This is a genomic window from Acinetobacter colistiniresistens (genome assembly GCF_024582815.1).
Lineage (GTDB): Bacteria > Pseudomonadota > Gammaproteobacteria > Pseudomonadales > Moraxellaceae > Acinetobacter.
In genome coordinates this window covers 589846-602726 of the sequence record NZ_CP102099.1, presented here as the reverse complement: position 1 = coordinate 602726, position 12881 = coordinate 589846, and the positions used below count along the sequence as shown (strand labels likewise).

Annotated in this window: 11 protein-coding genes; 10 read left to right on the top strand and 1 reads right to left on the bottom strand. The window is 47.2% G+C overall.

The window, feature by feature from the left end; translation table 11 throughout:
* The first annotated feature begins 11 nt into the window (after positions 1–11).
* From alr to NQU59_RS02850, 3 genes are all read left to right on the top strand, one after another.
* Complete coding sequence (alr, locus tag NQU59_RS02860; protein WP_257064924.1) at positions 12–1115, top strand: alanine racemase; 1104 nt, start codon at positions 12–14, stop codon at positions 1113–1115.
* 9 nt (positions 1116–1124) lie between these two features.
* Positions 1125–1484, top strand: a complete 360-nt coding sequence (locus NQU59_RS02855; protein ID WP_144583630.1) for a RidA family protein — start codon at positions 1125–1127, stop codon at positions 1482–1484.
* 188 nt (positions 1485–1672) lie between these two features.
* Entirely contained in the window at positions 1673–3109 is a 1437-nt protein-coding gene (locus NQU59_RS02850; RefSeq protein ID WP_070076768.1) for an amino acid permease, read from the top strand.
* A 65-nt stretch (positions 3110–3174) separates the two neighbouring features.
* Here NQU59_RS02850 and NQU59_RS02845 read toward each other — a convergent pair whose 3' ends face one another.
* Positions 3175–4056 carry a LysR family transcriptional regulator gene (locus tag NQU59_RS02845; RefSeq protein WP_257064917.1) on the bottom strand — a complete coding sequence of 294 codons (882 nt, stop codon included), beginning with the start codon at positions 4054–4056 and terminating at the stop codon, positions 3175–3177.
* A 165-nt stretch (positions 4057–4221) separates the two neighbouring features.
* Between NQU59_RS02845 and NQU59_RS02840 the strand changes: the two genes are divergently transcribed.
* From NQU59_RS02840 to NQU59_RS02810, 7 genes are all read left to right on the top strand, one after another.
* Positions 4222–5739, top strand: coding sequence for a CoA-acylating methylmalonate-semialdehyde dehydrogenase (locus NQU59_RS02840; RefSeq protein ID WP_257064915.1), 1518 nt, complete (start codon positions 4222–4224; stop codon positions 5737–5739).
* Positions 5740–5750: 11 nt separating this feature from the next.
* Complete coding sequence (mmsB, locus tag NQU59_RS02835; RefSeq protein ID WP_257064912.1) at positions 5751–6641, top strand: 3-hydroxyisobutyrate dehydrogenase; 891 nt, start codon at positions 5751–5753, stop codon at positions 6639–6641.
* A gap of 79 nt (positions 6642–6720) precedes the next feature.
* Positions 6721–8370 carry an AMP-binding protein gene (locus tag NQU59_RS02830; protein WP_257064910.1) on the top strand — a complete coding sequence of 550 codons (1650 nt, stop codon included), beginning with the start codon at positions 6721–6723 and terminating at the stop codon, positions 8368–8370.
* 10 nt (positions 8371–8380) lie between these two features.
* The gene (locus tag NQU59_RS02825) at positions 8381–9508 is read left to right on the top strand and encodes an acyl-CoA dehydrogenase family protein (protein ID WP_257064907.1); all 1128 of its coding nucleotides are present in this window, start codon (positions 8381–8383) and stop codon (positions 9506–9508) included.
* A gap of 21 nt (positions 9509–9529) precedes the next feature.
* Positions 9530–10303, top strand: coding sequence for an enoyl-CoA hydratase (locus NQU59_RS02820; protein ID WP_257066123.1), 774 nt, complete (start codon positions 9530–9532; stop codon positions 10301–10303).
* 12 nt (positions 10304–10315) lie between these two features.
* Positions 10316–11341, top strand: coding sequence for an enoyl-CoA hydratase/isomerase family protein (locus NQU59_RS02815; RefSeq protein ID WP_257064906.1), 1026 nt, complete (start codon positions 10316–10318; stop codon positions 11339–11341).
* Positions 11342–11458: 117 nt separating this feature from the next.
* Positions 11459–12820: an MFS transporter gene (locus tag NQU59_RS02810; RefSeq protein ID WP_257064905.1), complete on the top strand. Its 1362-nt coding sequence runs from the start codon at positions 11459–11461 to the stop codon at positions 12818–12820.
* Positions 12821–12881: the final 61 nt, after the last annotated feature.

Sequence of the window (12881 nt, the reverse complement as noted above, 5' to 3'; positions counted from 1 at the left end):
GGAAGTGAATTATGCCTCGTCCAATTACTGCGGTGATCCATGCCCAAGCCTTACGCCAAAATCTTGCGGTGGTAAGGCAAGCAATGCCAAACAGCAAAGTGTTTGCGGTGGTTAAAGCCAATGCTTATGGGCATGGCATTGAACGTGTTTACGAATCTTTTAAAAGTGCGGATGGCTTTGCCTTGCTCGATCTGGACGAAGCAAAACGTCTGCGGGCTCTGGGTTGGACAGGCCCAATTCTATTGCTGGAAGGAATTTTCTCGGCCCAAGACCTGTTTGATTGTGCCCAATACCAACTCAGTTTTACCGTGCACAATACGCAACAGGTGGCGTGGATACAGCAGCATGCTTATCCAGCCCAGTTCGATATTTTCCTGAAAATGAACAGTGGTATGAACCGTTTAGGTTTCAAGCCGCAACAATATCGGGACATTTGGCAGCAGCTGAGCCAGTCGGACAACATTGCCAGCATCACTCATATGATGCATTTCTCCGACGCTGATGGTGACCGTTTTGGTGAAACCGGCATTGACTATCAACTGCAGCAGTTCGACGCCGCGATTGCAGGTTTGCCTGGCGAAAGATCGGTCAGTAACAGTGCTGCAATTTTAAGATATCAGACCCAATTACAATCGGACTATGTACGTGGCGGCATCATGCTGTACGGCAGTTCTCCCGATTATCCCAAACATACCATTCAGGACTGGGGCCTTGCTCCGGGCATGAGCTTGCGCAGTGAAATTATCGCCGTGCAACAGCTCGATGCGCAGGAAAGTGTCGGCTATGGTTCCAGTTATGTAGCCGAGCAACCGATCCGAATCGGAATTGTGGCCTGTGGCTATGCCGATGGTTATCAACGCATTTCAGCAACAGGAACCCCAGTTTTGGTCAATGGGATTCGCACCCAAATCATTGGACGGGTCAGCATGGATATGTTGGCCGTCGACCTCAGCCCGATCAGCGATGCCGATGTTGGCAGTGAAGTGGTACTTTGGGGCCAGTCCAGTTCAGGTACAGTTTTAGCCATTGATGAGGTGGCAGCAGGTTCAGGCACCATCGGTTATGAACTGATGTGTGGCGTGACTGCACGTGTTTCATTTATTACTCAGGAATAAGGATTTCTTATGTCTCATTCAGATATTCAAAAGCTCAATACCAATGAAGTCATGAGTGCTGTAACAGTATTCAATCAGGTGGTGTATTTATCAGGTCAGGTGCCTAAAAATGCCGAACTGGATATTGAAGGGCAAACCCGTGAAGTGCTGGCAACCATTGAACAACTTTTGGCTTCCGCAGGAACAGATAAATCACGTTTATTGTCTGCACAATTATTTATTAAAGACCTTGCCGATTTCCCTGTGGTGAATACTATCTGGATTGACTGGTTAAAAGGCCATGTTGCACCTTCGCGTGCCACCATTCAGGCAGATTTGGTCAATCCGAAGTGGTTAATCGAAATTGCAGTCGTTGCAGCTCAAAAATAAAGCGATTCGCTTTATTTTTGTTTAAAAATATAAAAAGAAGAAAAGTAACGTATTTGCAGTAGATAAAACGTAGTCAGATACGTATTTTCTTGCAATCGAAATGAGTCAGCCGTCTTTAAAAGACAGCTCGGGTATGGCGTATAAATCAAGTGCTGACTCATTTAGGAAAAAAGTAAAAGGAACTTTATATGACGGTTACATCTCATCAGTCAGAAGGCGAACAGTCGCCCCAAGACTTACAACGTAAACTCTCCAATCGCCATTTGCAGTTAATCGCCATTGGCGGTGCCATTGGTACGGGCCTATTCATGGGCTCAGGCAAAACCATCTCTTTGGCAGGCCCATCGATTCTGTTTATTTACATGATCATTGGTGGCATGTTTTTCTTTTTAATGCGCGCACTGGGTGAGTTATTACTTGCCAACCTGCATTACAAATCCTTTGTCGATATGGCGCATGACCTGATTGGGCCATGGGCAGGCTATTACATGGGCTGGACCTATTGGTTGGGCTGGGTGCTGGTCGGGATTGCCGATCTGGCTGCCGTGATTAATTATCTCACCTTTTGGTTGCCCGAAGGCACCATGTTTACTCCCATCGGACAGGCCGCCATTAGTGCCGGCTGCGTGCTGTTTGTGCTGTTCTTAAACCTGCTCACCGTGCGCCTATTTGGTGAAATTGAATTCTGGTTTGCCCTGATCAAGATTTTAGCGATTATCGGTTTGATTGGTGTTGGTGGTTATATGATCTTTAGCCATTTTCAGGCACCTCATGGTGCTGTCGCTTCGCTCAGTAATGTTTGGTCGCATGGTGGTATGTTTCCAAAAGGTTTGGATGGCTTCTTGGCTGGTTTTCAGATCGCAGTCTTTGCCTTTGTCGGTGTGGAGTTGATAGGAACTACCGCTGCTGAAACCAAAGATCCGCATAAGAATTTGCCAAAGGCCATTAATGCGATTCCGATTCGGATTATTTTGTTCTATGTCTTGGCCTTATTGGTGGTGATGTCAGTGACACCTTGGAACATTATCCGTGCCGATAAGAGTCCATTTGTGGAGTTGTTCCTGAATGCAGGGATTGTGACCTCAGCGATCATCATGAATTTGGTGGTATTGTCTTCGGTGATGTCTTCTATGAACAGTGGCGTGTTCTCGACCAGTCGGATGCTGTTTGGTTTATCTAAAGATGGTCAGGCACCCAATGCCTTTGGTCGTTTATCGAAAAGTGCTGTGCCTGCCAATGGTCTGATCTTCTCGTGTGTGTTCATCATGGGCGGGGCGGTGTTGCAATACTTTGTGCCGAATACCCTTGAGGCTTTCACTTTAGCCAGTTCACTGTGCGTGATTCTATTCATTAGTGTCTGGAGTCTGATCATGGTGTGCTATCTGCGCTACCGTAAATTACGTCCAGAATTACATGCTCAATCCAAGTTTAAAATGCCGGGTGGGGTATTCATGTCTTATATCGTGATTGCCTTCTTGTTATTTGCATTGGTGATTTTGGCACTTGAACCAGATACCTTAAAAGCACTGTATGTTAGCCCATTGTGGGTGGTTATTTTGGCAGTGACCTACCAGCTGATGTATAAACCCCGCATGAAAAAATTGGGGCGTGAATTGGCACAATAGTTCATGTCTATTGAGTAAAAAACCGATCTCCATTGATCGGTTTTTTTATGTTCTGGTCATTCTGTTTAATCCACCAATAAGTGCTGATATTGATCGGCCTGTTTGCGTAGATAATCCCAGACCAGTTTAATGCGGGGTTCATGCTGCAAATCGACAAAGGTCAGCATCCAGAAGGTATGCGTGTAGCGTACCTGTTGCTCTAATACGGTCTCCAGTTCAGGTTTATCATCAGCCAGAAACTTGGGCAAAATTGCTAGCCCAGCACCTGCACTCACGGCAATTTGCTGCGCTAAAATACTACTGCTGCGAAAGTTGGCATTCAGTTTTAACGGTAAACGTTCCAGACAGTACAACTCGGGGCTATACACCAGATCATCAATATAATTGACAAAGCGATGTGGAGTTAAATCCTGCAAATGCCGAATCGGTGGATGCTGAGACAGATAGCTTTTGCTGCCATAAATTTTTAAACAATAATCCGAGAGTCGCGTAATGATATAGGGACCTGAGGTTGGTCGTTCAATGGAGACCACAATATCGGCTTCACGATGCGACAGCTTGATCATTTTCGGTACGGGAATCAGGTCAATGGTGAGTGAGGGATACTGTATGGAAAATTCCGCTAACAAGCGTGCCAGAAAGGCGGTACCAAAGCCCTCAGGTGTGCCAATTCGCACACGACCTTGCAAAGGTTGATCAGGCTTTTCAATTTGTAAGAAGGCATATTCCATTTGCTCAACCCGTGGCACCAACGCCAAGCCTTCCAGCGTGAGTTCATAACCCGAGGCTTCACGCTTAAATAAAGTCACCCCTAAAGTTTGCTCTAAGGCCTGAATCCGCCGTGCCACGGTACTGTGTTCCACCCCGATGATCCGTGCCGCATTGGTCAAGGTTTTGGTACGTGCCAGTACTAAAAAAAACTGTAGATGATCCCAATCCACTTTCATTGTTATGGTCGTCCATGTGCATATTTGCACAACGATCGTGCATTAATTTGCGTTGGTGGTCAAAGCTTTCTTTGCTAGTCTCGAATAAAACCTGAATAAAGAAAATACGACGATCGATATTTTCTGAACATTGAACACAATAAAAATACGGCCTATGGAGAGGTTATGAACACAATCCAAAATATTCAATTGGAAACAGCCAAGTTACTCATTAATGGCAGTTTTATCGAATCTGAGACCCAACAATGGCAAGACATTATTAATCCTGCAACGCAGGAAGTGATTGGTCGTGTGCCATTTGCGACGGTGCAAGAAGTTGATGCAGCAATTCAGTCTGCACAAGCAGCATTTGCTTCTTGGCGTCAAACCCCGATCCAGGCGCGCATGCGCATCATGCTGAAACTGCAAGATTTGATTCGTGCCAATATGAAAGCGATTGCACAGGTGCTGACCGCTGAACAGGGTAAGACCTTGGCCGATGCTGAAGGCGATATTCAACGTGGTCTGGAAGTGGTTGAGCATGCCTGTTCGATTGGCACTTTGCAGATGGGTGAATACGTTGAAGGTGTGGCGCGTGGCGTTGATACCTATACGGTACAGCAGCCTTTGGGCGTATGTGCGGGGATAACCCCATTTAATTTCCCCGCCATGATTCCGCTGTGGATGTTCCCGATGGCGATCGTCTGTGGCAATACCTTTGTGTTGAAGCCTTCTGAACAAGATCCGCTTTCGACCATGATGTTGGTGGAACTTGCGATTCAGGCCGGTATTCCAGCAGGGGTGCTGAATGTGGTGCATGGCGGTAAAGAAGTGGTTGATCGGCTGTGTACCCATCCAGATATTAAAGCCATTTCCTTTGTTGGTTCGACCGCAGTGGGCACCCATGTGTATAACCTTGCAGGGCAGCATGGCAAACGTGTGCAGTCGATGATGGGGGCGAAAAACCATGTGGCAGTGATGCCCGATGCCAATAAAGAACAAACCTTAAATGCTTTGGTCGGAGCTGCTTTTGGTGCCGCAGGGCAACGTTGTATGGCACTGTCGGTCGCTGTGATGGTTGGTGAAAGTAAACACTGGATTCCCGAGTTGGTTGAAAAAGCCAAAACCCTAACTGTGAATGCAGGGCATGAACCCAATACCGATATTGGCCCTGTAATTTCAAAACGTGCCAAAGCCCGTGTACTGGATTTGATCAATAGCGGAGTCGAGCAAGGTGCGGAACTGTTGCTGGATGGTCGTGATGTTCAGGTGTTGGGTTATGAGGACGGTAATTTTGTCGGTGCGACCATTTTCAGTGGTGTAAGCACGGATATGCGCATTTATAAAGAAGAAATCTTTGGACCTGTACTGGCGATTATTTCTGTTGATACGCTGGAACAGGCAATTGCACTGATCAATGCCAATCCATTTGGTAACGGTGTCGGCTTATTTACGCAAAGTGGTGCGACTGCGCGTACTTTCCAGAACCTGATTGATATCGGTCAGGTGGGGATTAATATTCCAATTCCTGTGCCTGTACCGTTCTTTAGCTTTACCGGTTCACGTGGTTCTAAACTGGGTGATTTGGGCCCTTATGGTAAACAGGCGGTGCAGTTCTATACCCAAACCAAAACCATTACCAGCCGCTGGTTTGAAGACAGTCACGAAGTGGGCAGTGTCAACACCACCATCAATTTACGTTAAGGGGATCATGGATGAATATCGCCTTTATCGGTCTAGGCAATATGGGCGGCAGAATGGCCCACAACCTGCTTAAAGCCGGACTTACAGTCTATGGTTATGACCTCAGCGAAGTGGCCATTCAGCACTTTGCCGAGGCGGGTGGTGTAGTGTGCGACAGCCCACAAGCAGCGGCCAAACAAGCCGATGTGCTGATCAGCATGTTACCTGCGGCGAAACATGTCAAAGAAGTCTATCTCGGTGAAAATGGCGTGTTGGACGTACTGAAAGCGGGCAGCTTATGTATTGACAGCAGCACCATTGACCCGCAAACCATCAAAGACATTGCCACAGTTGCGCAGAGTAAAAATATTCATATTTGTGATGCGCCTGTGTCAGGCGGTACCATCGGCGCACAAGCGGGGACCTTGACATTCATGGTCGGCGCCAATGATCAGACTTTTGATGAAGTGAAACCCGTACTCAGTCACATGGGCAAAAACGTGGTGCATTGTGGTGAAGTGGGTGCAGGTCAAATTGCCAAAATCTGCAATAACCTGATTCTTGGGATCTCTATGGCTGCGGTCGCCGAAGGCATGGCACTCGGTGCCAAACTCGGTATTGATCCAAAAGCCTTGGCTGGTGTGATTAACACCTCAAGTGGTCGCTGCTGGAGTTCGGAAGTCTGTAATCCATGGCCGCAGATTAACGAAAATGCACCCGCTTCACGTGGCTATCAAGATGGTTTTGCCACTCAGTTGATGTTGAAAGATTTAGGTCTCGCAGTTGAAGCAGCAGGGCAAGTTCAACAACCGATTGTGCTGGGTGGGATGGTGCAACAGCTGTATCAGCAAATGTGCATGCGTGGTAACGCGCATCTCGATTTTTCCAGCATTATTCAACAGTACCTGCCGCCAGAGGCATAAAACTAACAGCCAAAGGATGGCTGATCCATAAATTAAACCCTGTCATGAATAACAATCAAACCAGACTGAGGGAATATAGATGTTGAATTATCAAGAGGCGGTACAGGCTTTTGATCTGCAAAGTACAGCAACACAGATGTTGTCAGGTTCAGTCGATGCATTGAATGCCTGTTATGAATGTTGTGATCGCCATGCACAAGGCGACAAGATCGCCTTGTATTGGCAAGGCAAAGATGGTCGTAAAGAACAATATACCTTTCGCCAGTTACAACAATGGTCGAGTCAATTTGCCAATTTCTTAAAATCGCAGGGTGTAAAAGCAGGTGATCGTATTTCAGGATTATTGCCGAGAACACCTGAGCTGTTGGTGACGATTTTCGCGGCATGGCGGATTGGTGCGGTATATCAACCTTTGTTTACTGCATTTGGCCCCAAGGCAATCGAGCATCGTCTACAACTGGCACAAAGTAAGTTGGTGGTGACGGATATGGGTAACCGCAGCAAACTCGATGAAGTTGAGTGTTGTCCAGCAATTGTCACGGTTGCAGATCAGCAAGCCACACCGTTAAACCCAGAAGACTTTAATTTCTGGGATGAAGTACAGCAGCAACCTGAGCACTGTGACTTGGTGATGCGAACCCTGCAAGATCCATTTTTATTGATGTTTACCTCGGGAACCACGGGCCCCGCCAAACCATTAGAAGTGCCGTTAAAAGCCTTGCTGGCCTTTGCGCGTTATATGCAAGATGCGGTTGGTCTAAGGGAAGAGGATTCATTCTGGAATATTGCTGATCCGGGTTGGGCATATGGCTTGTACTTCGGTATTACTGGGCCGTTATTTTTGGGTCATGCCATCTTGTTTTATGACGGTGGTTTTAGCACCGACAGTTTGTGTCAGATTGTCAAGGATTATCAGATTACCAATCTGGCGGGGGCACCTACAGCTTACCGCATGATGATGGCGGCAGATCCTGCCCAGATGGCAGCACTGAAAGGCCAGTTCCGCGTGGTCAGCAGTGCAGGAGAGCCGTTGAATCCAGAAGTGATCCGCTGGTTTAAACAGGTGTTGGATGCGCCGATCTATGATCATTATGGGCAAACTGAAGTCGGCATGGTGGTGTGTAATCATCATGGCTTAAGCCATGAGGTTCGCGTTGGTTCTGCAGGTTTTGCCAGTGCAGGTTATCGGGTAGCCGTGGTCAATGAACAGGGTGAAGAATTGCCTGCAGATACGCCGGGGATTTTAGCCGTGGATATCAGCCAATCCCCGATGATGTGGTTTGGTGGCTATCATGAAACCCGTAAATCACCGTTTATTGGCCAGTACTATTTGACGGGTGATACTGCCGAGTTGCATGCCGATGGCAGCATGAGTTTTGTCGGACGCAGTGATGATGTGATCACCACCTCGGGCTATCGGATTGGCCCTTTTGATGTGGAAAGTGCCTTGCTGGAACATGATGCGGTGGTTGAGGCGGCGGTGATTGGAGTACCTGACCCAGAGCGGACCGAGGTGGTGAAAGCGTTTGTGATTTTATCGGCAGGGATTCAGCCCTTGGAACAACTGGCGGAAGAACTGAGTCAGTTTGTGAAAAAACGTCTGTCTGCGCATGCCTATCCGCGACTGGTCGAGTTCGTCACTGAACTGCCAAAAACCCCAAGCGGCAAAATTCAGCGCTTTTTATTGCGCAATCAGGAAATTGCGAAACAGCAAGCCAAAGTAGGATAGGGAAGACAAGATGCAATTGACTGAAGAACAAGGTCTCATTCGAGATATGGCGAAAAGCTTTGCCCAAGAACAGATTAAACCGAATGCCAGTGACTGGGATCGGCATGGTACTTTCCCAAGAGCAGCACTGGCACAGATGGGACAGCTTGGCTTTATGGGCATGCTGATTCCTGAACAATGGGGTGGTTCCGATACAGGCAATCTTGCTTATGTACTGGCGCTTGAGGAAGTGGCCGCAGCCGATGGTGCCACTTCAACCATCATGAGTGTGCATAACTCGGTGGGCTGTGTGCCGATTTTAAAATTTGGTACCGATGAACAGAAAGAACGCTTTTTAAAACCCTTGGCACAAGGTGAAATGATTGGTGCCTTTGCCCTGACTGAGCCGCATACCGGTTCAGATGCCGCAGCGATTAAAACCCGTGCTGTCAAAGACGGCGATGACTATATTCTCAATGGCGCCAAGCAGTTTATTACCTCGGGGGACAATGCTGGGGTGATTATCGTATTTGCCGTGACTGATCCCAATGCAGGCAAGAAAGGTATTAGTGCTTTTCTCGTGCCACGTGATACAGCGGGATACGAAGTGATTCGGGTCGAAGAGAAACTGGGTTTACATGCCTCAGATACTTGCCAGATTGCGCTGACTGATGTGCGTATTCATCAAAGCCTGATGTTGGGTGCGGAAGGTGAGGGGCTGAAAATTGCCCTTGCCAATCTGGAAGGCGGACGTATCGGCATTGCGGCACAGGCGGTGGGTTTGGCACGTGCAGCACTGGAAGAAGCCACGCGCTACGCCAAAGAGCGTCTGACCTTTGGCAAACCAATTTTTGAGCATCAGGCACTCGCTTTCCGTCTGGCCAGTATGGCGACCGAGATCGAAGCAGCACGACAATTGGTGCATTATGCTGCACGTCTTAAAGAAGCAGGGCAACCTTGTTTGAATGAGGCTTCCATGGCCAAGCTATTTGCTTCGGAAATGACCGAACGTGTCTGTTCGGCCGCGCTACAGGTGTTTGGTGGCTATGGCTATCTGAAAGATTTCCCGATTGAACGGATCTATCGAGATGCCCGAATTTGCCAGATTTATGAAGGCACTAGCGATATTCAACGCTTAGTGATCGCACGTAGCTTATAACAATATAACAAGGAATCCATGATGCAGTGGCAAACCATCTTATTCGAAAAACGCAATGGCGTGGGATTGATTACCCTGAATCGTCCCCAAGCTCTCAATGCCTTAAATACTGAGTTGATCAGTGAAGTTAATCAGGCTTTAGATGAATTAGAAAAAGATCGCGAGATTGGCTGTATGGTGTTGGCAGGTTCAGAAAAAGCCTTTGCTGCAGGGGCTGATATTAAGGAAATGGCCGAGCTCAACTTTCCCGATATTTATTTTGATGATTTTTTTCATCTGGCCGATCGTATTGCGCAACGCCGTAAACCGTTGATTGCTGCAGTCAGTGGTTATGCATTGGGTGGCGGCTGTGAGTTGGCATTGATGTGCGACTTTATCTATTGTGCGGACAATGCCAAGTTCGGTTTGCCTGAAATTACCTTGGGGGTGATTCCCGGGATTGGCGGTACACAGCGTTTAACCCATGCGATTGGCAAAGCCAAAGCCATGGAAATGTGCCTCACTGCACGGCAAATGAGTGCGGTTGAAGCCGAGCAAAGTGGTTTGGTCGCACGGGTGTTTGATAAACACGAATTATTGCAACAGACCTTGCAAGCCGCAGAAAGCATTGCTGCGCGCTCTTTAACCGCCAATATGATGCTGAAAGAAAGCATTAATCGTGCCTTTGAAGTCAATTTGACCGAAGGCTTACGTTTTGAACGACGTATGTTTCACTCCATTTTTGCCACATCCGATCAGAAAGAAGGCATGCAGGCCTTTGTGGAAAAACGTCAGGCCAAATTTAATCATCGATAAGAGATCAATAAAATGAATATCGAACAGCAGTTAATGATTGAGCAAAAAGGTGGTCTTGGCCTGATGAGCTTAGATCGTGTCAAACATTTAAATGCACTGTCTCTCGAGATGATTGAGGGCATTTGTAATCAACTGGAATTGTGGCGCGATGATGCGTCGATTCAAGCGGTTTTGATTAAGTCGAATAGCCCCAAAGCCTTCTGTGCAGGTGGCGATATTCGCTATCTGTATGACAGTTATAAAAATGATACGGCTGATTATACGGGCTATTTTAGCGCCGAATATAAAATGCTGAACCTGCTGCGTGAATATGAAAAACCTATCGTTGTTGTGCTGGATGGTTATGTACTGGGCGGTGGTTTTGGTTTGGCACAAGCCTGTCATATTGTGGTGAGCAGTGAAAAATCTCGATTTGCCATGCCTGAAACAGCGATTGGTTTTTTCCCAGATGTTGGTGCCACCCATTTCCTGTCTCGACTGGATGACATCGGCGTGTATCTGGCGCTTACAGGCGAGCAGATCAGCAGCAGTGATGCGCTTTATTTGGACTTGATTGACTACCATGTGCCGAGTGACAAATTAGAGGCTTTGCAACAGGCACTGATCAATGAGCCGAATTTAAGCAAACAGAATATTGAGCATATTGTCGCTTGCTTTATTACCCGACCGGCTGAAAGTGAACTGAAACCGTTGGCAGATGGCATACGCAAGCATTTCGGTTTTCAGCATGTGGATGAAATTGAACATAGTCTGGCACAAGAACAGGATGAACAGTTGCGACCTTGGGCAGAAAAAATGCTCGGCATCTTGCAGCAGCGGTCATCTATTGCCAAACAAACCAGTTTAAAGCTGCAACATTTAGGCCGTGGCCTGTCTTTAGCACAATGTATGCAACTGGAACGGGATCTACAAGATATCTGGTTTGATCATGGCGATTTTATTGAAGGGGTACGTGCCCTGATTGTAGACAAAGACAAACAGCCGCAATGGCAACAACGGAATCTAGAGCTGGAACAGATTCTGGAAAAACTCAGCTAAATCCAATCATGCATATTGACTTATCTAAGGAGGATTAAACCGTCTGAAATGCGGATGATCAGGACTGATGGTCCGCAAAGAATATAAAACAAGAAAATCCAAGAAAGGAACATGATGATGCAAACAATACATGGAAACGGTTCATCTGCTAAAAAGTCATCTCATCGCTTGGCGGGTATCTCAAGTATGGTGGGCACTACGATTGAGTGGTATGACTTTTTTATCTACGGTGCTGCGGCAGCTTTAATTTTTAATAAATTGTTTTTCCCTAACCTTGATCCGTTAACGGGTGTGCTTGCCGCATTTGCCACCTATGCGGTGGGATTTATCGGTCGACCGTTGGGCGGTTTGGTGTTTGGGCATTTTGGTGACAAGATCGGGCGAAAATCGATGTTGCTGCTAACCCTGATGCTGATGGGGATTCCCACCGTCCTGATTGGTCTGTTACCGACCTATGAATCAATCGGTTACTGGGCTGCCATCTGTTTGGTGATCTTGCGCTTTGTGCAAGGTATGGCGATGGGAGGCGAGTGGGGCGGTGCCATACTGATGGCGGTGGAACATGCGCCAGAAGGTAAAAAGGGGTTTTGGGGCAGTCTGCCTCAAGCCAGTACTGGCGGTGGCTTAATGCTGGCTTCGATTGCATTGGGATTGGTATCTTTATTGCCTGAGCAGGCTTTGTTTAGTTGGGGTTGGCGGATTCCGTTCCTTGCCAGTATCGTGTTACTGGCAGTCGGTTGGTATATTCGGGTTAAAGTGCCTGAGTCGCCCGATTTTGAAAAAGTGAAGCAGCAAGCAGACAAAGTTAAAGTCCCTGCTTTACAGGTCTTTAAAAAGCATCCAAAGCAACTGATCAGCATTATTGTGGCGCGCGCGGCTGAAAATGCCTGGTTTTATATTGCTTCGACCTTTACTTTGGCCTACACCACCACACAGCTCGGGATTGCCAGACAAGAGATCCTCTTTGCCACTATTTGTGGGGCCATTGTGATTATGTTTATGACCCCATTATGTGGACATTTGTCTGATAAAGTCGGGCAACGCAATATGTTCATGTTCGGCTTATGTGTACTGGCACTATATAGCTATCCATTTTTTAGCATGTTGAATACCAAAGACCCTGTGTTGGTCTGGACTGCAATCGTGTTGGCGATTGGCGTAGTGTTCCCGATTATGTATGCGCCACAAGCACAATTGTTTGCGCGGCAGTTCCCAGCAGAAATCCGTTATAGCGGTATCTCCATCTCGGTACAGTTGGCAGGTGTGTTGGGAGGAGGACTTGCACCACTGATTGCCACCAAACTGTTGAGTGTGGGTGACGGTAGTCCGCATTTGATTATGATATATATTGGCAGTATGGCAGTGATTGCGATTATCTCTACCACCTTTATGCCACGGGATCAGAGCGTCGGACTAGATCAACCTTATCAAAGTAAAGATCGTTTAAAGCTTGATAAGAATGCCACGGACCCTTTGTAATCGTCTTGCCGAATAGGATTTTTATCTACCCTCACCTTATATCAAGCAATCTAAAATTTAT

Bases quoted from the DNA above. Each gene is read 5' to 3' on its own strand.
- alr (WP_257064924.1), top strand. From the start codon at position 12: ATGCCTCGTCCAATTACTGCGGTGATCCATGCCCAAGCCTTACGCCAA.
- NQU59_RS02855 (WP_144583630.1), top strand. From the start codon at position 1,125: ATGTCTCATTCAGATATTCAAAAGCTCAATACCAATGAAGTCATGAGT.
- NQU59_RS02850 (WP_070076768.1), top strand. From the start codon at position 1,673: ATGACGGTTACATCTCATCAGTCAGAAGGCGAACAGTCGCCCCAAGAC.
- NQU59_RS02845 (WP_257064917.1), bottom strand. From the start codon at position 4,056: ATGAAAGTGGATTGGGATCATCTACAGTTTTTTTTAGTACTGGCACGT.
- NQU59_RS02840 (WP_257064915.1), top strand. From the start codon at position 4,222: ATGAACACAATCCAAAATATTCAATTGGAAACAGCCAAGTTACTCATT.
- mmsB (WP_257064912.1), top strand. From the start codon at position 5,751: ATGAATATCGCCTTTATCGGTCTAGGCAATATGGGCGGCAGAATGGCC.
- NQU59_RS02830 (WP_257064910.1), top strand. From the start codon at position 6,721: ATGTTGAATTATCAAGAGGCGGTACAGGCTTTTGATCTGCAAAGTACA.
- NQU59_RS02825 (WP_257064907.1), top strand. From the start codon at position 8,381: ATGCAATTGACTGAAGAACAAGGTCTCATTCGAGATATGGCGAAAAGC.
- NQU59_RS02820 (WP_257066123.1), top strand. From the start codon at position 9,530: ATGCAGTGGCAAACCATCTTATTCGAAAAACGCAATGGCGTGGGATTG.
- NQU59_RS02815 (WP_257064906.1), top strand. From the start codon at position 10,316: ATGAATATCGAACAGCAGTTAATGATTGAGCAAAAAGGTGGTCTTGGC.
- NQU59_RS02810 (WP_257064905.1), top strand. From the start codon at position 11,459: ATGCAAACAATACATGGAAACGGTTCATCTGCTAAAAAGTCATCTCAT.